This window comes from Bradyrhizobium iriomotense (assembly GCF_030160715.1).
Lineage (GTDB): Bacteria > Pseudomonadota > Alphaproteobacteria > Rhizobiales > Xanthobacteraceae > Bradyrhizobium > Bradyrhizobium iriomotense.
Genome location: NZ_BSOW01000065.1, coordinates 1 through 22,752 on the forward strand (window position 1 = coordinate 1; position 22,752 = coordinate 22,752).

At 58.1% G+C, this 22,752-nt stretch carries 17 protein-coding genes and 3 pseudogenes; 6 read left to right on the top strand and 14 right to left on the bottom strand.

Annotation, left to right across the window (positions count from 1 at the left end; genetic code table 11):
- Positions 1–113 precede the first annotated feature (113 nt).
- From QQL28_RS44065 to QQL28_RS44125, 12 genes and pseudogenes are all read right to left on the bottom strand, one after another.
- Positions 114–1,395, bottom strand: a pseudogene (locus QQL28_RS44065) (pyruvate carboxylase); the annotation flags it as partial.
- Between the two features lie 249 nt (positions 1,396–1,644).
- On the bottom strand, positions 1,645–2,292 hold the full coding sequence (locus QQL28_RS44070) for an aminopeptidase P family N-terminal domain-containing protein (protein WP_284275993.1): 648 nt from the start codon (positions 2,290–2,292) through the stop codon (positions 1,645–1,647).
- A gap of 1,051 nt (positions 2,293–3,343) precedes the next feature.
- The gene (locus QQL28_RS44080) at positions 3,344–4,036 is read right to left on the bottom strand and encodes an aspartate/glutamate racemase family protein (protein WP_284275995.1); all 693 of its coding nucleotides are present in this window, start codon (positions 4,034–4,036) and stop codon (positions 3,344–3,346) included.
- 61 nt (positions 4,037–4,097) lie between these two features.
- Positions 4,098–5,282: a M24 family metallopeptidase gene (locus QQL28_RS44085; protein ID WP_284275997.1), complete on the bottom strand. Its 1,185-nt coding sequence runs from the start codon at positions 5,280–5,282 to the stop codon at positions 4,098–4,100.
- A gap of 539 nt (positions 5,283–5,821) precedes the next feature.
- Positions 5,822–7,414 carry an IS66 family transposase gene (tnpC, locus tag QQL28_RS44090; RefSeq protein ID WP_284275999.1) on the bottom strand — a complete coding sequence of 531 codons (1,593 nt, stop codon included), beginning with the start codon at positions 7,412–7,414 and terminating at the stop codon, positions 5,822–5,824.
- 74 nt (positions 7,415–7,488) lie between these two features.
- The gene (gene tnpB, locus QQL28_RS44095; protein WP_284276001.1) at positions 7,489–7,833 is read right to left on the bottom strand and encodes an IS66 family insertion sequence element accessory protein TnpB; all 345 of its coding nucleotides are present in this window, start codon (positions 7,831–7,833) and stop codon (positions 7,489–7,491) included.
- Positions 7,830–8,177, bottom strand: a complete 348-nt coding sequence (locus QQL28_RS44100) for a transposase (protein ID WP_284276002.1) — start codon at positions 8,175–8,177, stop codon at positions 7,830–7,832. Before QQL28_RS44100 ends, tnpB (QQL28_RS44095) begins: the two co-directional genes overlap by 4 nt.
- A gap of 310 nt (positions 8,178–8,487) precedes the next feature.
- Positions 8,488–8,871 carry an aspartate/glutamate racemase family protein gene (locus tag QQL28_RS44105; protein WP_284276006.1) on the bottom strand — a complete coding sequence of 128 codons (384 nt, stop codon included), beginning with the start codon at positions 8,869–8,871 and terminating at the stop codon, positions 8,488–8,490.
- Between the two features lie 658 nt (positions 8,872–9,529).
- Complete coding sequence (locus QQL28_RS44110; RefSeq protein WP_284276007.1) at positions 9,530–10,663, bottom strand: CaiB/BaiF CoA transferase family protein; 1,134 nt, start codon at positions 10,661–10,663, stop codon at positions 9,530–9,532.
- Complete coding sequence (locus QQL28_RS44115; protein WP_284276009.1) at positions 10,660–11,943, bottom strand: methylaspartate ammonia-lyase; 1,284 nt, start codon at positions 11,941–11,943, stop codon at positions 10,660–10,662. The genes QQL28_RS44110 and QQL28_RS44115 overlap by 4 nt, the downstream gene beginning before the upstream one ends.
- A 248-nt stretch (positions 11,944–12,191) precedes the next feature.
- Entirely contained in the window at positions 12,192–13,634 is a 1,443-nt protein-coding gene (locus QQL28_RS44120) for an NAD-dependent succinate-semialdehyde dehydrogenase (protein ID WP_284276011.1), read from the bottom strand.
- A 243-nt stretch (positions 13,635–13,877) separates the two neighbouring features.
- Positions 13,878–15,281 carry an aspartate aminotransferase family protein gene (locus QQL28_RS44125; RefSeq protein ID WP_284276014.1) on the bottom strand — a complete coding sequence of 468 codons (1,404 nt, stop codon included), beginning with the start codon at positions 15,279–15,281 and terminating at the stop codon, positions 13,878–13,880.
- 585 nt (positions 15,282–15,866) lie between these two features.
- On the opposite strand from QQL28_RS44125, the gene QQL28_RS44130 reads away from it, so the two are divergent.
- Positions 15,867–16,340, top strand: coding sequence for an Lrp/AsnC family transcriptional regulator (locus QQL28_RS44130; protein ID WP_225131261.1), 474 nt, complete (start codon positions 15,867–15,869; stop codon positions 16,338–16,340).
- A gap of 621 nt (positions 16,341–16,961) precedes the next feature.
- A pseudogene (locus tag QQL28_RS44135) lies at positions 16,962–18,584 on the top strand (MFS transporter).
- 210 nt (positions 18,585–18,794) lie between these two features.
- On the opposite strand, the pseudogene tnpC (QQL28_RS44140) reads toward QQL28_RS44135, so the two are convergent.
- Positions 18,795–19,923: pseudogene (gene tnpC, locus QQL28_RS44140) on the bottom strand (IS66 family transposase); the annotation flags it as partial.
- A gap of 144 nt (positions 19,924–20,067) precedes the next feature.
- On the opposite strand from tnpC (QQL28_RS44140), the gene QQL28_RS44145 reads away from it, so the two are divergent.
- Genes QQL28_RS44145 through QQL28_RS44160 form a run of 4 tightly spaced genes read left to right on the top strand, consistent with a single transcriptional unit; the run spans position 20,068 to position 22,152 of the window.
- Positions 20,068–20,433: a hypothetical protein gene (locus tag QQL28_RS44145; protein WP_284276018.1), complete on the top strand. Its 366-nt coding sequence runs from the start codon at positions 20,068–20,070 to the stop codon at positions 20,431–20,433.
- A gap of 3 nt (positions 20,434–20,436) precedes the next feature.
- Complete coding sequence (locus QQL28_RS44150) at positions 20,437–21,447, top strand: recombinase family protein (protein ID WP_284276020.1); 1,011 nt, start codon at positions 20,437–20,439, stop codon at positions 21,445–21,447.
- Positions 21,444–21,731 carry a hypothetical protein gene (locus tag QQL28_RS44155; protein ID WP_284276022.1) on the top strand — a complete coding sequence of 96 codons (288 nt, stop codon included), beginning with the start codon at positions 21,444–21,446 and terminating at the stop codon, positions 21,729–21,731. Before QQL28_RS44150 ends, QQL28_RS44155 begins: the two co-directional genes overlap by 4 nt.
- A gap of 4 nt (positions 21,732–21,735) precedes the next feature.
- The gene (locus tag QQL28_RS44160; RefSeq protein ID WP_284276024.1) at positions 21,736–22,152 is read left to right on the top strand and encodes a hypothetical protein; all 417 of its coding nucleotides are present in this window, start codon (positions 21,736–21,738) and stop codon (positions 22,150–22,152) included.
- Between the two features lie 336 nt (positions 22,153–22,488).
- Here QQL28_RS44160 and tnpB (QQL28_RS46030) read toward each other — a convergent pair whose 3' ends face one another.
- On the bottom strand, positions 22,489–22,599 hold the full coding sequence (tnpB, locus tag QQL28_RS46030) for an IS66 family insertion sequence element accessory protein TnpB (RefSeq protein ID WP_348522570.1): 111 nt from the start codon (positions 22,597–22,599) through the stop codon (positions 22,489–22,491).
- Positions 22,600–22,752: the final 153 nt, after the last annotated feature.

Here is a 22,752-nt window from a genome sequence, read left to right on the forward strand (position 1 = left end):
GATGAACCAAATCCGCCAATGACATCCTTGCTTCCATCGAGCGCTTCTGCCGTTACAATGCCCCGGCAAAACGCGAAGCGATGTTGCGAACTTCTGGTTCAGGACACTAGCGTCACTTCGTCACCGGTCTTCATGCCATAGAAGAACACGGGCGTCGGCAGCACAGAGACTGGCCCATACTTGCGCTGGACGGCCACGAAGTCGGTGAAGACCTTCGGGGACATCAACAAGCGGAGAGCTCCACTTCATTGAGCGCACGACCGCAGGCTTTCTCCCCCTCCTCGCGCGGCGCGGCGAAATTCTCATCGGGCAGGGGTGATGCAGGCCGCATTTTGATCGCAGCGCCGCCCTTCAACGCCTTTTTCTGCAGCGCCGTCGGCCATCCTCCCGGCGGCTGTCCCAGATCACCCCCGAGCAGGCAGATGCCGGAAAGGCGATATCGCAGTCTTCGGCCATGACTTCTTCTGACGTTGATCCCTGCGATACCATCAACAACGCCATATACCCGACCACCTTCGACGAGGGGGTTACTTTGACGATGTCACCGACATCTCGTTCGCCGCGCGGTACGCTCTTGCAAGGTCGTGCCAACGCGTCTCAAGTCCCAGCGAGCGGGCCTGCTCCTTAAGATTTGTGAACTGTCCGCCCGGCATTTCATGCAAGTAGACTTCCGAAGCACCACCTTTGAGATCACTCTCGAAGGCCGCATATTGGGCCCGTACTGCCTCGCAATCGAAGCTGATGCGACGGATCGCATCTGAATCGAGACCGGTGTCGCGTTCTGTACGCGCCAGCGCTTCCACCATCGATCCAAGGGTCCGCTGCGACGTCGTTCCGCTCAGCGCGACCATTGCAGCGTCTACCGCATCCACGCCGGCTTCCGCAGCGGCAAGAATCGTGGCTGCCGCGATGCCTGAGCTGTCGTGGGTAGGGAGATGGATCGGTAGCCATGTCTTTCAGGCCGAGAATGTGTATTCCGATCGCTTCCAGCTTCTTGGCCAACGCGACGTAATATTTGAGGTCGTATTTGCAGCGGGCAGGATCGAAGATATCGCCGGTGTAGCAAGTCGCGCCCTTGGCCAGCCTTCCGCTCTCGATCACCGCGTCAATCGAGAGGCGCATGTTCTCGACCCAGTTCAAACAATCGAGGTATCGGAACAGGCCATCCCGGCCTCCGCGGCGCGATGGACGGAATGACGGAGGACGTTGTCCGAATAGTTAGTGTATCCCACACCGCTTGCGCCCCGGAGCAGCATCTGTTTGAGTATGTTTGGTACTCTCGGTCTGATCTCGCGCAGACGCTCCCAAGGATCTTCTGCCAGAAATCGCATTGTCACGTCAAAGGTTGAGCCCCCCCCAACATTCCAGTGAGAAAAGCTGCGGCATACCGGTCGCAAGCCAGCGCGGCATTGTAGCGCAAATAGCAGCCCGCCAATTCGAACGCTATGCTCGTCTCGTTTGGTATAATGCCGTCGGTCCAGGGCAAATGTGGATAAGCCGCACGCGGGCCGGTGAGAACAAGTGGAACGGAGCTCGGCCACGAACCGCCAAACTATTTGGTGCCTTGGGCCTGCGCCTGCATGATCCGCCCTGCGAGGTCATTCTCTCGCGTTCCGGGGTGAAGGCATTCGATAGCCACGCCCATTACCTAGTCGACAATCCTTCCAACCCGGCGAATGAACTCGATCTCACGCGCGGTCTTGATCGTCTTGAGTTGATTGATCGAAAGGCCGACATCCACCCACTCGGCCTCGGGAATTGCATTTTCCAGCACGAGAAAGGCTTGAGGCTAAAGTAATAGGTATCGCCTTCATACCCGATACGGCCGCGGCTCCAGCCAGGCTTTTGGATCTCTTCTGCCACGGCTTCCATCGCGTGATTTGTATGCGAATCCGAATAGAAGTCGGCATAAGCGACAATATTGTCGGACGAGAGCCACGTCGTCTGGCGTGCCCCGCCAGCATCCACGCCGCGCACGATCGAAACCGGCTCCAGATCATTGCCTGGCACTAGCAGAACTTGTGTGTTTTGATAGTTCCAGGAATCGAATCCTGAAATGTAGTTCATATGGGCCGGATCGATCACCACAAGCAGGGATAATCCCATCTTGGTTATCCGCCGACGCAATCCGTTCAGACGTTCGAGATGTTCAACCTTTGGAAACGCGAGAACCATCTCGCAACTCCTTACGGACGTGTTCGTGTCGAGCAATTTCGTCCGGATGTCGCTATTCACTATGGATGCACCATGACGTTCTTCACGCAGCATGGATCCGCCGTCGAGATCGCCCATTACGGTCTGAAACAGTCTCCATTCCCGGCAGGTCAGAATGACGGCGATTATTTCGGTGCCTTTTCGTGGGGACCGGCCGCCGCACGAGCAGCTCCAGACGTATTCCCTTTATGAACCAGTCAATCTTAATGTTTTCGTTTGGTGCGTGATTGGCCTCGTCGGCGTTCGCATACGGCACGATGAACGAGTGCGTGCCCAAAATTTTCGTGAAGACGTCGTCCGGCAAGCTACCGCCGAGCGCCTTGAGAGGCCCAGCGTCCGCTTAACGTCCTCAGGTTCCAGGGGTAACCGTGCCGCTGCGCTGCGCTCAAGGTCTGTTGGGGCAACGACATCATCGTAAAAACCTTCAATCGGAATCTCGCTCCCTGATATCTTCATTGTCCCCAGCAAGTGGACCAGCGTCCAAATCGCATTGGGCACAACGCCGCCGAAGTTGCCGGAATGCACATCCTGATTGGCCGCACGGGCCCGCAAACTCAAAGGATACGATCCCGCGAACCACATGCGTAATGACCGGATGGCCCGACTCGTGGAGGGGGACATCGGCTGTTACGACCAAATGTTCTCTTCTTCTCCTTCCAGAAGAATGATCACATTGCAAAGCAAGCCCATGCATCTCCAGATACGATTCGACGGCCAAAATCTGAGCGAAATGCTGGGCATTGTTGTCTCCAGCACCGCGCGCATAAATTCGCTCATCTCGAATGGCGGGCTGATTCAAGCCTCTATCGGATCCGGTGGTTGGACGTCGTAGTGGCCATACAGCAGGACGGTCGGCGCTCCAGGTGCACGCTCCCAACGCCCCATCACCATCGGATGCCCGGGTGTCGGAAAACTCTGCGCTTCGAAGCCCACGCGCCGGAGCATGCTCACGATCAGCTCCGGCTGCCGCCTTCGTCAGGCCGCCTTCAATTACGCTTCGCACCATGGCCTCTCGGCGTCAGAGGCCTATTCTTATGGGTATCCATTCGGTCCTTCGGGATCGGCTAAAGCTTCGACAACTTCTGCTTCCTCGTTCAGGACCGGATGGACGCCTCCTGAAAGCACACATCTAGCGGTTGTTATGTGAGGGACTTACTTCGATTAGCATCTTTGCCAAAACGGTACAGTCAACGACCGGCAGGCCGGTTTCACGCCGTACCGCCTCCGCGGCGATCGGAAAGGCGGTGCACTCGAATACCAACGCTGCCACCTCGGGCTCGGACTTTAAGAGACGCCTTGCCGCAATCAATACGTCCTCGACGAGCTCAGCCGGTTCCGCATCAGGGGCGGTTTGACTTAAGCGATGCCACGACTTGCTTCCTTCGATTCCTACGACAGGGACATGTCGCTCTGCAGATGACCACCCTGCGGCGACAAAATGGTCCTCTCTTAGTTTGTTGGCATCATAGGTAACGATTCCGACATTGCCTCCGCGGGGAAGAGTTTTGGCGACAAACGGCACAAGCAGCAGGCTGGAGAGAGCAACAGGGACTGAAACTGCGGCGGCCACCTCCGCTTGATATAAATGTGCAAAGCCACAGTTGGCTATGATTGCCGTGACACCCTGGTTTTCCAACTTGCGGGCGCACTCGACATAGTTGCTCGTGACCGATCTATCGCCGCTAGTCACTCTCTGGGTAGTCGCGCCCACGACTTTTATACGCTTGACTCGGAACTGAAATGTTCCAGGACCCGCTAGAAACCCGGGACGCGTAATCGGCTCGTTTTCGAGCTCTAGAATGCCCAATGTCTTTTCGGCCATTTCGAATCTCGCAGCCTTTGATCCATTATCTAAATCGGCAACTTTCGTCGATCGCGCCCAACTAAAGTTGGAAAAGCTGCCGTGGTGCACGCGTCAACACTTCAACGCCGGAATCGGTCACACAGATTGTTTCACTGATCTCATAACCAAATTCCTCTTCCACCCAGTTGCCCATCATCAAGTGGAAGGTCATGTTCGGCTTTAGCTCTGTCATGTCGCCAATTCCGAAACTTGCTGTCGGCTCTATCCATGCCGAAGTCTGACTCTCAATACCAATAGCGTAGCCGCAGCGCGATTCCTTTTTGAACCCATGTTTTTCGATCGCGCGATAGACGACTTCGGCGACGTCGCTGCACGTGCGTCCAGGCCGGATGACGTTCAGCGCGGCTTCAATCCCGGCAGCATGTGCCTCATGTAGGCGGAGCAAGCGGTCGGATGGAGCGCCAATCGAAAAGCTGCGCATGAGCGCAGCCATGTACTGGTGGCGGTTACCACTTACTTCCATATCGATCTGGGAGCCCTCACGAAAAACGTCCTCGCTCCACAAAATGTGAGGCGTACAGACGCGTGGCGAGGATTTCATCAAGAGCGGCCGCAATCCCGTCGCAGGTGGAACGCCTTCCGCACCCCGAACCTGCGCCGTCATGATCTCTGCCGCGGCGTCAGCTTCCCGTACGCCGGGCCGAATTACTTCGGCCGCCCGCATGACCGCAGCGTCAGCAAGTGCAGCAGCTTGCCGCATCACCTCTATCTCCAGATCGGACTTAACGCCCCGGATCCAGTCTACAGCTTTGGTGCACTCTACGATGGTTGCATTCGGCAATCGTGCTTTGAACTTCTCTGCCGCCTGCGCCGTCAGGTTGCCCAGTTCCAAACCGATTCCCCGGCTTGCAACCCCGAGGTCGTGGATAAAATCGATCACCGCGTCAAAGCCATCTCTATCATGCTTTCCGACGTAGCTTTCCGAGTAACTGATCACCTTGTCATGCGACAGGAACGATTGATGAAAGGCTCCGGGCGCACACATGCGACGCACGATGAGGGTCGGCTCCTCTTCTCGGGTTGAAACCACAAGCGCATGCATGGCAAGCATGCGGGTGAAGTTGCCGGTTAGGTAAGTGATATTTGCCCAGCTGTTAATGACAAGTGCATCAATGTTGCGCCGCGTCATTTCTGATTTCACTAAGGCAAGGCGGCGAAGGTACTCTGACCTGGGAAACGCCTGCGGTGCTTTGCCAATTGCCATTGTCCTTGGCTCCGTCGGTCTACTTGTGGCTGAAACTGTCGCATGCTCCCCAGGTTGCGGACCTGACCGATCTGCCTGAAACTGGAGCGCTGCATGAATGTTACCGGTCCATAGAAATGAAATTCATCGATATTGAGGCTCATACGGAAGGAATTACGCGTCTACAGGCAGAACGTGAAGCTTTCGGGATGCGGTGGGACGCCAGCGCGACGCCGGAAACCTTTCCCCGTTTGCCAAGGTGCCCCTGCCGCCAGGTTGCCCCGAAAGCAAATACTTGGCTCGGATGTTGAATTGGGTCGGCATTGTAGCCGGTCAGATATTCAGGTTGAGGGACGCTGAGACGAGCAGTCTAATGCTCCTCGGTCGGCCGCCCCTCCCTCACGATCGCCAAGCGGGCTAGGCATTTAGCTAACCGCTACCTTTTCCAGGCGTGAACCTCGCTGCACCGTGCCTGCGAGTATGCGGCTGCGCAGCCCGACTGTGTTCGGCCGATGACATTAACCTAGATGACTACTTTCGTAAGCGGCAAGCTGATGCCGTCAGGCGGCGTGGTTCCATGGCATAAGCTCGTCGAGTTCGCTGCTCAGCCAGCCGTTTGCGATACGCTGAAGCGTTAGGCTGAGCCAGGCGAACGGATCGACGTTATTCATCTTTGCCGTCTGCAGCAGTGTTGCGATGGTCGCCCAGGTTCGTCCGCCGCCGTCGCTGCCAGCGAAGAGGCTATTCTTTCGCGTAATTGTTTGTGGCCTGATGGCGCGTTCGACGATGTTGGAGTCGAGCTCAATGCGACCATCAGTTAGGAAGCGTTCGAAGATGGCACGGCGCGAGACGGCATAGCGGATTGCCTCGGCCAGTTTTGATTTGCCGGAGATCCGCCGCAAGGTCTGCTGCCAGAGATCGAAGAGATCTGCGACGACCGCTGCCGAGGCTTGCTGGCGTGCGGCGACGCGTACGTCGGGGTTTTGACCGCGCACGGTCTTCTCGACCTGCCAGAGTTTTGCCATCCGCTCGACCGTCACCGTTGCCACTTTCGAGCTTCCTGCAACATGCAGCTCATAGAACTTGCGCCGGCTGTGTGACCAGCAGCCAGCCAAGGTGACGCTGTCATTGGCGCGATCCGGGCGCGCCAGCTTGTTATACGCGGCATAGCCGTCCACCTGCAGGATGCCGCGATAACCATTGAGATGGCGGACCGCGCACTCGCCGGAGCGGCTGTCTTCGAAGCGATACGCCACCATGGGTGGACCGCTGCGGCCAAAGGTTCGGTCATCTCGGGCATAGGCCCATAAGTAGGCCGTCTTCGTCGATCCGGAGCCGGGAGCCAGGGTCGGCAAGGTGGTTTCGTCGGCAAAGATCCGATCCGCCTTCTTGACCTCACTGAAGATGTAGTCAGCGACGATCTCGAGCTCGAAGCCGAGCTTGCCCATCCATTGCGCCATCAGCTGGCGGTCAAGTTCGACCTGGTCGCGGGCGTAGATGGCTTCCTGCCGGTAGAGCGGCTGGCCATCGGCGTACTTGGAGACGGCGATCTGGGCCAGAAGGGCTTCGGTCGGAATGCCACCCTCGATGATGTGGGCGGGGGCCGGCGCCTGGATCACGCCGTCCTCGTTCTTGAACGCATACTTGGGACGGCGCGTGACGATGACGCGGAACTTCGCCGGCTCTACATCCAGACGCTCCGACACGTCCTCTCCGATCAGCACCTTCTGCTTGCCGGCATGCTCAGCCAATGCTTCCGGCTCATTGACAACCTCAATCCGTTCCAGATGGGAGGCAAAGCCTTTGCGCCGACGAGGTGCGCGTTTGCCGCCCGCACGCTCGCGGCCCTTGTTGACCTGTGCCTTAATCGCAGCGATGCCGGTCTCGATCTCCTCGAAGGCAAAGGCCCGCTGTTCGTCATCGATGCTCGCAGGGCCGAGCTTCTCCGATCGTCGGCCGAACCGGGCGCGGTCAAAGGCCTTCAGGATCTGCGTCAGCCGCGCGATGCGCGCATCAGCATCGGCGTTGCGGGCCTTGAGATCGTCGACCTCGCTCTCCAGAGCATCGACACGGGCCGCCTTCTCGGCCATGGCGAGCACCATGGTCTTCAGCGTCTCTACGTCATTGGGGAGATCGAGATTCGGCGGCGTCATTGACCCGACCAGAACACATTTTGCTCCGGTTCTCTCGCCCTTTCAGGCCGTTGATTCACTTCGCCGCAGCGCTTTTACCCAACAATCTCCGGCGGCTTGACCGGCACAGCCCGGACCCGCTTCCAGTCCATCCCATCCACCAGTGCCATCAACTGCGCGGAGGTGAGCTGCACCCGATGATGCCCGATCCGTGGCCAGCAGAACTTCGCCTTCTCAAGGCGCTTTAAATAGAGGCACACGCCGGACCCATCCCACCATACGATCTTGATTCTGTCGACTCTTTTGGCCCGGAACACATAAAGCGCCCCGTCGAACGGATCTGAGCCGGCATCGCGCACAAGCGCAACAAGGCCATCGATGCCCTTGCGGAAGTCGACCGGATGGCTGGCGAGGAACACCTTCACACCAGAGGGGATCATGCCGAACGGACCGCCCGGATGACCCGCTGCAAATGCGCCTCGTCGACATCGACGCCGGCGCGCACGACCACCTCGCCAATGGCAATTTCGATTACCGAGCCTGCCACAGGAGCCACCACACCCTCGCAACTCGAGTGCCGCAAGCGATAATCCTGCTCGGCCCGAGCATCACGGCGCCAGGCGAAGAGCTGCGACGGGTGAATGCCGATCCGATGGGCGATCGCCGATACGCTCGCGCCGGGCTCCAGCGCCTCGGTCACAACTTGCGCCTTGAACTCGTCCGACCAGCGGCGGCGAAGCTGCCGCGGCGCTCCCTCAAGACGCTCGGCGACCGCTTCGATCATGTGGAAGGTTCTAGTTCCAGAACTAGTCGCAGACATAGAAGCTCACATCGGCTCATAAACTCAGCAGCCGATAGCTGATCGCTCACCCATTCCGCCAGATGGGGTCTCTTTGCCGCTTACCTACTTTCGACGCACAACGCCCGTCAGGAAATCGATGCCATCATCAATCGCGAAAGGTTGGTGATGTCGTAGACGGGCAGTTTGGTGGCATCAACGGGGCGACTAACGGGAATGCCGTGCATTCGCAAAGAATGGCCGCCACGTCCGGATTCGCTCGATGAATCCGCGCAACGCAGGCCATGACATCCGCCTAAAGAGCGTCCATGTCAGGCGGTGGTAAGGGTCGCTTCATCGCGTCCTCCACGTACTTACCACCTTCGATGCCGTCTACGACGATTCTGGCGCGCTCGACCGGATCCTCTACTCCCAGCATATCCTCGTCGCAATGCCGCGAGTCAGCCGTCAGGATCGCAAGTTTGGCCGCCGGCGACGCCTGACGAAGCAAGTTGAGTATCAAAAGAAGGCTCGACAACGCCACGGGGACATTTACAGCCGCAGCGTCGGCAGCTTGGTGTCGGATAAAGAAGCCGCAGTTTGCAGTTATTGCGACGGCGCCTTGATCAATCAATCGGCGGGCGGCTGCAATGCAAGCCGGCTCAAGCGATGGTCGCCAGGAAGGACGATATCCTTCCAAGCCCTGCTACCGTCTCCAATATGATCGGAAAATCGAGGATAGTTGGATTGATCAGCGAGCCTGGCAGCATGGGCCGCACCCCGCTAGGAGGCAGCCCGCGTTCGAGGTCCAGTATTCCAAGAGAGCGTAGGGCCTGGGATGTCACAGGCCGGTCCGGAAGAGCGCGAGGGTCGGCAAAGTACCTTATATGTAGACTATGGTGTATGCCAGATTCATCTGGAATCGGGAGCTTTGTGGCCGAAACTCTCCACCGAATCGAAATATGTGGCGCTTCGCTGCAACTGGAGGCCAATTAGATGAAGCTGCTCCCGAGAGATGAGCCGAGCCTTGGAGCGATCGCGCGATGTAGCGCGCTCAGTTCATTGAGCTGGGCTCGCCGCGAGTCATCAGAGCTGAGGTTCAGGCTGTCCATCAACTTGGATCGAACGACAACGAGGTCTGGGCGCGCGAAGTCCCTTCGGCATCGAGCGTAACTGATTGGCCGATCTGCTACGGATAGACTCGATGAGCGCCGTGGCCATTTGTCAATTGCTTTCTGTCCAATCAGCTACTCAGGTACGTCCTGACTTTAGTTGAAACGCGCGCTCTGGGCGATGCTATCGATGAGGGCATTCACCCATTGCGAGGACAAATGATTAACCAGCAGACTCGTCCGCCGCTAAGAGGAGTGCCTAAACTCCCTGCGCAATATCTCGGAATGGGCTCCCCGAGCGGGAACAGGTCGCAATGCCGGAGCTGTTTCTCCCTCAAAAATAGCGCCCGGCGCGATCACGTGCACATCGCCTGCCGGCGTGGACACCGGTATTCGACGAAGATGTGGGTGCGTTGCTACGTCTTCTATCTGGTTCAGCCGTCCGTACGCCAGCCCGGCAGCTTCAAGCTCACGCATGGCTTCGTGGCTCGACATTTGCGCGAACCGATCTATCACGATTTCATCCAAACTGGCCCTGTTGCGGATCCGGTTCATGTTGTCACTGAAATCGGGGTCGCGGATCAGTTCCGGTCGTTTAAGGAATTTTGTGCAGAAGGTGATCCATTCGCGGTCGTTCTGAACCGAAAAGATGACGTCCTTGCCGTCCGCACAGCGGTACGCCCCATAGGGAGCGAGAGATGGATGGTTCACGCCTGCACGCGCAGTTTGATAGCCACTATAATCAAACTGAAGAACCGGAACATTCATCCAGTCTGCGATGGCGTCAAACAGCGATACCTGGATAGCCGTTCCTTCCCCGGTTCGCTCTCTCAGAAGCAGCGCCTGCAAGATGGCGTTGAGAGCGGTCATGCCAGCTGAAATGTCACATACAGAGACCCCGACGCGCGCCGGGCCCTGCGCTGTTCCAGTGATCGCACAGAGCCCGGTCTCGGCTTGCACGATCAGGTCATATGCTTTCAAATGGGACAAAGCGCCGCCATCACCGAATCCGGAGATGTCACAGGTTATCAAACGGGGATGGCGAATCCGTAGATCCGTCGATCCGAATCCGAGTTTTGTGATGCTGCCAGGCTTCAGATTTTGAATGAAGACATCAGCCTGAGCGACCATAGTCTCGAGAACTGCACGGTCCTGTTCGAGCGCGAGGTCGAGGCAGATGCTTTCTTTTCCGCGATTTAACCAAACGAAATATGCACTTTGGCCCTGAACGAGCCTATCGTAATTTCGCGCAAAGTCGCCCTCTGGACGTTCGACTTTAATGACACGCGCACCAGCGTCGGCGAGGCGGGAAGACGCATAAGGCGCCGCTACCGCCTGCTCGACGGCAACGACGGTAATGCCTTCGAGTGCCTTCCTCATACGGACGTACCCCCGACATTCTGACGGGAGTTCTGCGACCGGCGGTAGGCAAGAATGGAAAGCAGTCTGCTCTGCTCGTTTCCGACGATCGAGATGCCCTCATCAACGCCCATCCCGGGTCTTGCGAGCATCATGTCAGCCCGCGTCGCCACCGCAATGTTGACTGCGGCTCTTGCCGATAAGTCGGTTTCCGTGCAACTCCCACCGACATAGGCCCCAATGCCATTTTCCTTGCAGACCAACACGGCCCTGGCAGAGTCAGCGACCGAGCCGACGTCGGGCATCTTGATCTGAATTAGATGAGCCGCTTTTGCTTCGGCGAAGAGCCGGATGTCGTCAAACGTATTGCATTGCTCGTCGACGACCACCCGGGCTTCGGTGCCACGCCTGTCGAGATGTGCTACGATCTTAGCATACTCTTCAAGCTGAGCTTCTGTAGATCCATAGTCCGCGGGGCATTCGATATTAAGTCGGTATCCTGGCACGTCATCTGCAACGCGCGCGATGAAATCGGCAATCTTCTGCGCTTGCATACCAATCTCGAGCCCGATCCAACCGTACACGTCGAAATGCAGAACAGGATGATACCCCGGCTGGCCGATTTCCGTGGTGCGTTTAACGACCCATTTGACGAAGTCGCGAAACCTCTCGCCGGAAGGGCCGAACTTCTCACGTGAGTTGATCAAGCCGTGCGGAAGCACATCCACCGACTTGAGGATCATCTTATCGACGTTGATTTCTCTTGCATCCCCGCTTTGAGCGTAAATTGGGACTGGCTTTTCAGGTAGTGGCAGGTCATATTCGGAGCAGATCACTTCTGCCAATGTTGTCCGTGCAATATGTGCAGCGGCGCTAAGCAAAGCCTGGCTCACACCATATTCAATGGCGAGCGGTAGACGCTTGTTCTCATGGAATGCGAGAACACGATCACAAGCACCAAGAAAATTGGCAGCATCGCAAGCGAAAAGCCGCGGAATCACCACAGATCTCGTGAGCGCTTCGATCTTGTCGACCTGAAAAACCGGGTCGCGACCGCCTGCGCCTGAGTATTGTACGTTCATCATGTCGCCCCACACGATCATATCGTCCGACATGACGAGGCCGATGCTGAGCGAAAGCGAGGGCATGCGTATGGTCGTGAAACCCTGCGTCCGAGGCGCGCCCAGATAGCGAAAGCCGTCCTGAGCAGCGCCGGCGCGAATTGCAGCTTGATCGTCATAGAAGAAGCTTCCGTTTCCGGGAGCCAGAATCACATCTTTTATCGTAGGAGAGTTTTTCATTGCGCACTCAATCTAAGCGTTCCGCCATATCGACTGCCATTGTCCCGACGAGCCCAGGCCTCACGTCGCTCATGGCATTCCACTAGCTATCCCACATCGGCCGTAGGATCTACGAGCAGCCCTGGCTTCCGCGCATCGAATTCGACAAACATCTCAATCGTGCGAGGCATTCTTGCCTGAAGAACACTTTGATTGCTGCTCCAGGAGCAAGTCCAGGGCCAGGTCGTGTGTCTTCTTGATGTTGGCCGTTAATGCGACAGAAGCAGCTCTTTAACCCCGTTGACAAGCTTCAGGTTCTGGAAGGCCCTCACGCCTTCCACACCACCTTCGTACCCATAGCCGCTCTGTTTGACACCGGCATTTGGTGCATCGGCAGACACACCCTTGAGGTGGTTCATGCTTACAGCCCCGGCGACAAGGCTGCGGATCATTCGCTTCTGGACTTTCGGAGATTCGGTGAAGAAATAGGAAGCGAGGCCATATTCGGTATCATTCGCCTCCGCAATCGCTTCTTCGATCGTGTCAAACGCTGCAACAGTAAGAATCGGTCCAAACGGTTCTTCGCGAAGCACCTTTGACTCAGGGTGGACATTGCTTAGAATGGTGGGAGCCCAATAAAAGCCCGGTCGGCCAATGCGTCTACCACCGGTTTCAACCTTCGCTCCGCGATCGACAGCATCCTTCGTCAGTCGTTCCATGGCTTCAATGCGTCTTGCATTCGCCATTGGGCCCATGTCCGTCTCAGGATCGTCCGGTGCGCCAACTCTGATCTTTTCTGCCGCGCGAACAAGCTTCGCCAGAAACTCCTTGTAAATTGATCTCGCTACTAGAATACGACTAGGAGCGTTGCAGCTTTGGCCTGCGCACTCAAACTTGTATTCCGATATTGACCAAGCGGCCTTCGAGAGATCCGCGTCTTCAAAAACGACGACAGGAGAGTGGCCGCCAAGCTCCAGAACGCATCGCTGCAGATTTCTCGCGGCAATTTTCGCGAGTTGTTTGCCGACGGGTGTAGAGCCCGTGAACGACACGGCTCGAACGGAAGGCGAGGCGAGAAGGTGTTCAGAGATCATAGGTGGATCTCCGAAGACCAGACTCACAACGCCCGGCGGGATCCCTGCCTCCTGTAAAGCTTCGATCATATAGACCCCGGCGCTTGGAGTTTCCTCTGCCGCTTTCAGGATGACCGAGCAGCCGGCCGCGATAGACGCGCCAAGCTTTCGGGCGTTAAGGACTGCCGGGTAGTTCCAGGGCGTGAATGCGGCAACCACACCAATCGGTTCTGGCACGATGATCCTTCTCTCATCTATCGAATATGGAGCCGACGTTTTCGCTGCGTGCGTACCATTCCATTCAAGCATTTCGACTGCGCGGGCATATTCTCCCTTCGCTTCGGCCACGGTCTTGCCCTGTTCCGTCGAAAGTGCTGCCGCCGCAATATCAATTTTTCCTTTTAGAATCCGGGCAGCGCGAATGAGAAGCGCTCCCCGTTCTCCGGCCGGCGTATTCGACCACTGCAGCAGACTCGCGTGTGCGGACGTCAACGCATCGTCGAGATCCGTCGCTGAGGCAACAGCAACACGCCCGAGCTCATGCCCGGTGGCTGGATTGAGAAGGGGCAGATCGGCGCCGATACTTCCTAAGCGCCACGCACCGTTGATAAAGAGTTTGTAGTCTATGTTATCGGACATACGTGGTCGCCGCTCTGCCATTCAGGGTTTGTATCGTTACTCGTTTGATGCCCAAGCTACCGCTTGGATCATATTCAAGGTGACAATCGGGGCACTTAGCTCGGCGATCCCTATAGCGATTGTGATGACCGAGCTGCTCATGACCTCGGGCGTGTGCGCCCGAGAAGCAGATGCTGGTCGCTTATCCCGTTGCAGTGCAGGCGACCTGGGCAACGAGTGGCCGAGATATGCGGCCACTATTTTCTAGATTTTCTCACCGCCTCGCACAAGCTCGTCCATCACGGATCGCACGGCACTCTCAGCGATCGAAACAATGTCATCAACTTCCGCCTTGGTGGTCACGAGCGGCGGGGCAAAGCCAAGGATGTCACCATGCGGCATAGGGCGGGCAATAAGCCCCCGATCACGGGCCGCCTTGGAAACGCGAGCACCAACCTTGAGAGACGCATCAAACCGCTTCTTCTGATCGCGATCAGCAACGAACTCGATGGCTCCCATCAGCCCGACTCCACGGACTTCACCAACGATAGGCAACTGCGCGAACTTCTCCTTGAGCTGGGCTTGGAAATAGGCGCCGACTTCGCGCGCATTGGCAGGAAGGTTCTCTCGTTCCACGATGTCAAGAACGGCATTTGCCGTTGCAGCACCGATGGGGTGACCCGAATAGGTGTAGCCGTGCGAAAATGCGCCAACCTTGTCAGCACCGTCTTCCAACACTTTGTACACCTTGTCACCGACGATCGCGGCGGAGAGTGGGAAGTAACCCGAAGTCAGCCCCTTCGCGATCGTTATCAAATCGGGCTCGATTCCGTAGTGCTCCGAGCCAAACATCGAGCCAGTGCGGCCGAACCCCGTTATCACCTCGTCGGCGATCAAGAGAACGTCGTGCTTCTTCAGCACAGCCTGGATCGCCTCCCAATAGCCCACCGGGGGCGGCGTGATACCTCCCGTGCCAAGCACCGGCTCGGCGATGAAAGCGCCCACCTTGTCAGGGCCAAGGCGCTCAATGAGTTGGTCGAGCTCTGCGGCGCGACGGACCGAGAATTCGCGCTCGGTCTCCTCCGGATTGCAGCCCCAATAGTAATGCGGAGCGCCGGTACGCACGATCTGCGGCAGCGGGAGATCCATGTAGTCATGGTAGAAGCTCATACCGGTCATCGAACCGGAAAGCACGCTGCAACCGTGATAGCCACGCTCTCGCGCGATGATCTTCTTCTTGTGGGGCTTGCCGCGAAGATTGTTGTAGTACCAGACGAGCTTGGCCTGCGTCTCATTGGCATCCGAACCGGACATGCCGTAGAACGCCTTACTCATCCTTCCTGGCGCCATCTTGACGAGACGGTCGGAGAGGATCGCGAGCTCGTCCGTGGTGTGCGCGGCGTAGCAGTGGTAGTACGCGAGGCGGTAGGCCTGACGCGAGATGGCTTCAGCCACTTCGGTTCGACCATAACCAACATTGACGCAGTACATGCCGGCAAAGCCGTCGATGAGCTGAGTGCCGCTGGCGTCCTGAATACGGATACCCTTACCGGTTTCGATAATCGTCGGCTCGCCAAGCTTACCGGTCGCAAAATCCTTGAGATGCGTGAAGGGATGCAGGACGCTGTTTTTGTCTTTTTCGCTGATTTCTTTGATATTGATTGCCATTGTGCACCACTCTCTGTTCAAGCTGCAAGGTTCGCAAAGCAGACTATTTAGCTCAACGAGACCGCACGTTGAGTCTTGATGGATGAGGTCAGCCGCCTCCATCTACTTAGATAGATGGCAGCAAATGAACCTTCAGGCGACGGTCACCTGCACGCCTGCAGTCACGTAAGTTTGGCCGCATGGACCCGCCGGCGTCGCGCACATACCAAGGCCGCGCGCCCAGCATCCGACTCTTCGCCGCTCACTGAGATTTCCCGCTGATCACTGCGAAGAAGGATGGCAGCTCTCTCGGCGAACGCCCCCCCCCCTCTTGCAACCAGCAAGTCTTCACCCTCCCCAGCGAGCACGACAGCCACCGCAACGTTTCATCCGCGCAGCGCTGCTCGTTCGGGCGGCGCGAGCACCGCCTGCTGAATAGTTTTAAACGACCATCTGTAAGTCCGTCGCGACCCTTTTGTTGAAATGCCTATGCAATCAGGATACTGATGTGACGCACATATTTGCGTCGTATCTCCTGTCGTTCAGACGATATCCTGCATCGTACAGGCAGTTGGCGCTGCGATTCACCCGAAGGCTGGAGAAGCTATGCAGTATGATCGAACAGACGCCCGCATCCTCGAGATTGTGCAAAAAAACAACCGTCTGACATCCGAGGTGATTGGCGAAATGGCGGGGCTCTCTGCCACTGCGTGTCAACGACGCCTGAAGCGGCTTCGTTCAGACGGGATCATTGAGGCCGACGTCTCGATCGTCTCGCCAAAAGCTGTAGGAAGGCCTCTCCAGATGCTCGTGCTGGTGAGCCTCGAGCGGGAGCGCACAGATATAATCGATAGATTTAAGAAGGCCATCAAATCGTCAGCTGAAGTCGTCAACGGGTTTTACGTCACTGGCGATGCTGATTTTGTTCTGTACGTTACAGCGCGCACGATGGACGATTATGAGCAGTTCACGCGTCGCTTCTTCTATGAGAATCCAAACATCAAAGGTTTCAAAACGATGGTTATTGTCGACCGTGTCAAAGTGGGCTTTGCAATTCCCATTGAATCTGCAGATGATTGAGCAAGGTTGGTCCTCGACATCTTGCTCCACGGAGTGACGCGTTGGTGCACTTTTTCACCGCTCACTCGCACAGAATGCGAAAAGCAATCTCGCTGCTGTACTTTCCACTGTTGTCGATAATCTGAGAGGTCTCTTTCAGAATAATCTGAGAGGTCTGTTTCAGATACGCGAGTGGCGGTGGGCATCAAATAGGGAAGGATCGCATCTCATTCGTTGCGGCACAAAGATTGCGACATCACATTTACTCAATGTCACGTTCACAACGTTACGCAATCGGCACAAGATTTCTTCTTGCCCCAGCAGAGGTGCAGCATTCGGCCGCAACGAATCTGCTCCGATCGTGGGACATCATGGCACTTCTTCGGACGATAGCCCTACTCTGTCCGAGCAACTCACAGCACTCGGTAGCCTCCCTGCTCGAAGCGAGAGCTCGATCTCGCGCTGGCCGAGGAGACAAATACCGCGCCAGATTTGCCTAAGAACTGTAGCTCTTTTGCGCTCAAACGCAAAATGTGTAAGCGGAATTGGAGAGCACTTGCGCGGTTGGTTGTGGTCAAACTCGGCCGAGAAGTTCTGATCCGGAAATCAAACCGTAAGGGGCGAGATCGAGAGGAATGATCGATCCATCCAGGTCACAGACATTCAGCTCCGACGGGATCATCGCTTCGGACCTACCGACGCGTCTGGCTTGCCAGCTTGCTCGCCAATTTTGGCATCCTCATGCAAGCCGTCGGAGCGGCCTGGGCAATGACTCAGATGACGTCAGACCAGGTCGCACTGGTGCAGACAGCGCTCCTGCTGTCGATAATGCTGATTGCGATGCCAGCTGGCGCTATTGCCGACATGCACGACCGTCGTATCGTGGCTCTGGTTGCGCTCTCGATTGAACTTTGTGGCGCAGTCGCGCTGACTATAGTCGAATGGTCAGGTTACCGCGCCGCTTGTGTTGCTGGTGCTTTGCTTTGTGATGGGCAGTGGCATGGCATTGAGGGGGCCAGCTTGGCAATCCTCTATCAGCGAGCAGGTGCCGCCCGCCACATTGCCGGCCGCGGTTGCCCTCAACGGGATCAGTTACAATATTACGCGCAGCTTTGGACCTGCACTCGGCGGTATTGTGGTTGCAACCGCCGGCGCGGTTGCAGCGTTCGCGCTGAACATCGTTCTATCTGCCAATGCTCGTCACTCTGTTACTCTGGAAGCGTGTCGCCGAGCCGTCCCGGCTGCCGCGCGAACAACTGAGCCGCGCCATTGGCTCAGGCGTACGCTATATCACCAACTCGCCATCCATCAAGGTCGTTCTGACGCGCACGTTTCCAACCGGTGTGATAGGCGGTTCGATTTCGGCGCTGATGCCGCTTATCGCGCGCGATCTCTTCCATGGAGATGCACAGACTTATGGCGTCATACTTGGCGCCTTCGGTCTTGGAGCGGTGGTCGGAGCGCTTTTTCTAGGAGAGTTGCGCAAACGAATGAGCCGCGGGGCCGTGGTGCGTGCCTGCGCCCTGTCGATGGGAGGCGCCAGCGCAGCGATCGCTATGAGCGATAACCTGATTATAACAGCGGCCGCGCTGCTTTTGGCCGCTGCGGTGTGGACGATGGGGCTGACGCTGTTCAACATTGGCGTACAACTCTCCGCTCCCCGGTTGGTGGCTGGTCGATCGCTTGCGGCTTACCAGGCTGCAATCTCGGGCGGTGTCGCCATCGGCAGCTGGGGCTGGGGGCGCCTCACCGATAGCGCAGGTGTTGTGGTCGCGCTGCTTGCCTCCTCGATCCGCTTCTAGCGCTCTGGCTTCGAATGCCACCCACCAGCGTAAGTGACCAGGATGCCGAGTCGCTGGCCGATCCCGAGGTACGGCTTGCGCTCACGGCGCGGAGTGGGCCGCTGGTAGTCGAGATCGAATATCGCGTCTCGCAAGACAATGCGCGAGCCTTTCACAATCTGATGCAGGATGTGCAGCTATCGCGGCAACGCAACGGCCCCTATTGCTGGTCGATTGCGCGTGACATCGCCAACCTCGAACTATGGACCGAGCGCTATCACTGGCCGACATGGCTAGACTATTTGCGCCAGCGCAATCGCTTGACTGAGTCGGAGCGCGCACTAGACCGGCGCGCCGTGGCTTTCCATGTTGGTCCTGCCCCGGCGCGCGTCCGGAGCGCCCATTCGGATCAGTGCGGTGGAAGAAAGACGTACCCGATCGCACTGCATTCGAAATCCTGCCCCGACAGCGCGGCGGCAGATAGCGTTAGTCGTTGGCTGCAGAGTAAGCATACGACGAAGACCGCCTGACTGACGCATGCGTGCGGGCACGGCGAGCTCTATGATGGCGTTGCGTGAAGGTCAGGCGGCCTGGTGATCGGAGGGCTTGTCGGCTTGGCGCAGGAGCTTCCATTCCCAGGGCAGCAGTTCGTGCAGACGCGATGCGGGAAGATCGGCGATACGGGCGAGGACGTCGGAGAGACCGGTTTGCCCTTCTTGCCTTCCTGGGTATTTTTCTCGATGTCAGCCAGCTCGAAGAAGCCCCGCCGCGCATGGGCAAAGCAAAACGCCGGTGTGATCGGCGTTGCTTTCTTTCGCGGATCGAACAACGGCTCGAAGCCGCTGTAGCAATCCGCCTGCAGGATGCCGGCGAAGGCGGCCAGATGCCTCTGCGGGTGTTCGCCTCGTCGGTCGCTCGAGGCGTAATAGACCGCCGGCGGCGGCGCAGGCCCGGCGAAGGGCCGGTCATCTCGCACATAAGTCCAGATCCGCCCGGTCGTGCACTTGCCCTTCGCCAGGATACGGATGGTGGTGTCATCGCCATGAAGGCGCTTGGCAGCGAGCACATGGCGTTCGATCAAGTGGGAATAGCGGCATGACGGCAAAGGTCCCGTGGCCGACCTGGTCGGCCAGCGTCGATAACGGCAGGTCGATCCCCTCGCACTTGAAGCGCGTACTCTGGCGGTTGAGCGGGATATGCATGCCGAACTTGTCGAACAGGATCGGCGCCAGCAATTGCGGGCCGATGAAGCCGCGCGGCGTGGCATGGAACGGCGCGGGCGGCTGAGTGATCTTCTCGCAATCGCGACAGGTGAACTTCTCGCGTACCGTCTCGATCAGCTTGAAGCGGCGCGGGATCTCCTCCAGCGTCTTGGTCACATCCTCACCGATCTTCGCCAGCCGCGATCCACCGCAGCAGGCACAGGTCGTTGGAGCCTCAATGACGACGCGCTCGCGTTCGATGTCATCCGGCCATGGCTTGCGCACCGGCCGCTTGCGCATGAAGGGGCGGACGTTCTGCGTCTTCGCCGCTGCGGCCTGCGCGGCAAGCTCATCCTCGCTTGCCGTGGCGACGAGTTCTTCGAGCTCCAACTCCAGCTGCTCGAGCAGCCGTGCCGCGCGCTCGGAGCGCTGCCCGTACAGTTCGCGTTTGAGCTTCTCGATCCGCCGCTCGAGATGCGCGATCAGCGCCTTGTTGTCCGACTGCTCCGCCCGCGCACTGGCAGCCACCGCCTCGGCTTGCAGCCGCGCCTCACGCTCGGCCTGCAGCGCCGCCAGGGCACTCACAAGGTGCGATGGAAGATCGTCCAGCTTCGATATCATGAAGCCATGGAATCAGATCAAGCAGCAGATTCAAATCGTAAAACGGCTAACCGACCCGCGTCGGACGCTGTGTTTCTTGAGGGTTGCGCCAATCGATCCCGGACAACGAGGGCATCGGGAGATACCCATAAGAGTAACGATGACGTGGCCACCTCCGAAGAGGTGGAAGTCGTTGATCCGCGGCATCCGCTTTATGGCCGGCGCTATCGATTAATCTCAATCGGCAAGGAGACGACAACACGCGGAGCGTGCAAGAAGCTCTTTGCGAGTGTACATTATCGATTCGGTCTCACGCTTCTTCTGCCGCTCGGGGTGACGAATCTTGAGCGGAATAGCTTGCCGCGCGCCGCGCCGACCAAGCTGAGCCTCGACGCGCTGCAGGACTTAATCGCGTTGGCCGAAGAGAGCGGGGGCACATGCCCATCGAACCTCGAGAGGTCTGGCGCAGTCTGCCGGAAGCGCTCCGGCAGGCGATCGCAGAAGATCTCGGCCAAGTCCTGCGGGAGATGAGCTATGGGCTCGGAACTCGTCAAGCCGGATCACCTGGACCGCAAAGCAGTGGTGTATGTGCGGCAGTCGACGCCACACCAGGTGATCACCAATCAAGAAAGCCTAAAGCTTCAGTACGGTCTCTCGCAGCGTGCTCGCGAGCTCGGATGGCGCGAGGCGGACATCGATGTGATTGACAGCGATCTTGGGCAGAGCGGCGCTGGCGCAGCGCACAGGAAAGGCTTCAAGGACTTGGTCGCGCGCGTCACTCTTGGTGAGGTTGGTCCTATTCTATCGATGGACGTGACGCGCCTGGCGCGCAATTGTTCGGATTGGTACCCGCTGCTTGATGTCTGCGGGCACCGCCGTTGTTTGATCGCCGACCGGGATGGGGTCTATGATCCTGGGACACCCAATGGCCGCCTGCTGCTCGGCCTGCAAGGTACGATCTCAGAGCTGGAATTGCACACGATCAGAAGCCGGATGACCACTGGGCGTATGGCAAAAGCCGAACGCGGTGACTTGGTCGTGCAGTTGCCGGCGGGCCTTGTCCGCGACCCTTCAGGGGTGGTCACCAAGGAACCCGCAGGGGCGCCTGTCGCTGCTCTTCGAGACCTTCCTGAAAGTACGGACGGCCGCGCAAACGATGCGGGCCTTTGTGGCCGCGGCTTGGCACTGCCTCGCCGCGACCGCCATGGCGATCTGCACTGGCAGCCTGCGACGGTGTCGGCCGTGACGGCGATCCTGAAGAATCCAGCCTATGCAGGCGCCTTTGTCTATGGAAGGACTTGGCAGAAGCCGTCCAAAATACCGGGAGAGCGTTCACAAAAATCTCCGCGTCGTGGAACGGACTGGAGGATCGTGGTGAGGGAAAAGTACCCGGCCTATATCGATTGGGAGGCCTTCGAGAAGATCCAGGCGATGCTGCGCGACAATCGTGCGGAGTACCAGCACATCAAGAGCCGCGGCATCCCGCGTGATGGGGCGGCCTGCTCCACGGTATCACCTATTGCGGCGAATGCGGACACAAGATGACCGTGCGTTACAAGGGCGGAAGTCAATATGTCTGCAATCGTCTCAAATCCAGCATGGCGCGCCGGAATGTCAGAATCTGCGAGCCGCACCGACCGACGCACAGGGTTGCAGCAGGATTCTTGGAAGCGGTGGCACCGGCGGAAATCGATGCGTTGTCCAAAGCGCGCAAGACCCATCTGCAGTCTGAAAGAGCCCTGTGGCACGCTGAGGAGCAGCAGGTTGAGAGGCTTCGCTATCAAGCAACCCTCGCCGAGCGCCAGTTTCAATCGCGCCGATCCCGATAACCGGTTGGTCACTGGCGAATTGGAGCGACGGTGGGAAGCCGCTCTATCGGAGCTGCGCCGAGCCGAGGAGGCATTAGCCCAGCGCACGATGCACAAGTCCAATGAACCCTTGGGCGTTCCTCACGATCTGCGTGCCAAGGTGATCGCCCTCGGAAATCGCCTTCCGGCGCTGTGGGAGAATCCGGCGACCCGCAGGGAACATCGCAAGGCGCTCTTGCGCTGTCCGATCGAGAAGGTGGTGATGCGTCGCTGTGCCCGCGACAAGGCGGAGGTGCGTATTGTGTGGCGCGGCGGCGCGACCACTGAGCTTGTGTACCTGTCAATGCTGTGGCTGCGCTGCCGCGTCACAAGGAGATGGTGGAACGCATATGCACATTGGTGCGGGATGGCGCCTACGACGATGAGATCGCGCGCATTCTGACGCAGGAAGGACATCACTCGCCATGGGAGGCTGACAAAGTTTTGCCGATCACAGTCCGGCGCATTCGTCTTAAACACCGCCTCATGGTGCGGCATCGAACACGGTGGCCGGCGGGTGCCGACCATTTGACAGTAACCCAACTGGCACAACGCCTCAGGATACCCGTCAAGTGGATCTATGTTCGCTCAAGCGAGGGAGCATCCTGACCACCCGAGAGGCTTCGGGCCGCTTCCTCTTTCCTGACAACACAATCGCGTTGCAAGCCATTCGCAGTTTGAGAAATCATCGTGTCGCGAAGATTGATCTGAGGGAGGATCACCATGATAAGTAGGGGCATCAAGAAGAGCCCTCAAACAGATAGCTCAACTGCGCCGGAGAGATCGTTACCGATTCACCGGCTACCGATGGCCAGATGAACCTTCCTCTCTCGAGTCTTTTGGTAAACAGGCATGCTCACTGGCCATCGTGCCAAATGACCTTCAAAAGATCGCCGCGTTTGCCCCTGAAGCAGAAAAGATCGCCGCCATGGGGTCGCGCTGAGCACCTCCTGCACGCGGAGAGCCAGGCTCGGAAAGCCGCACCGCATGTCGGTGTGGCCCG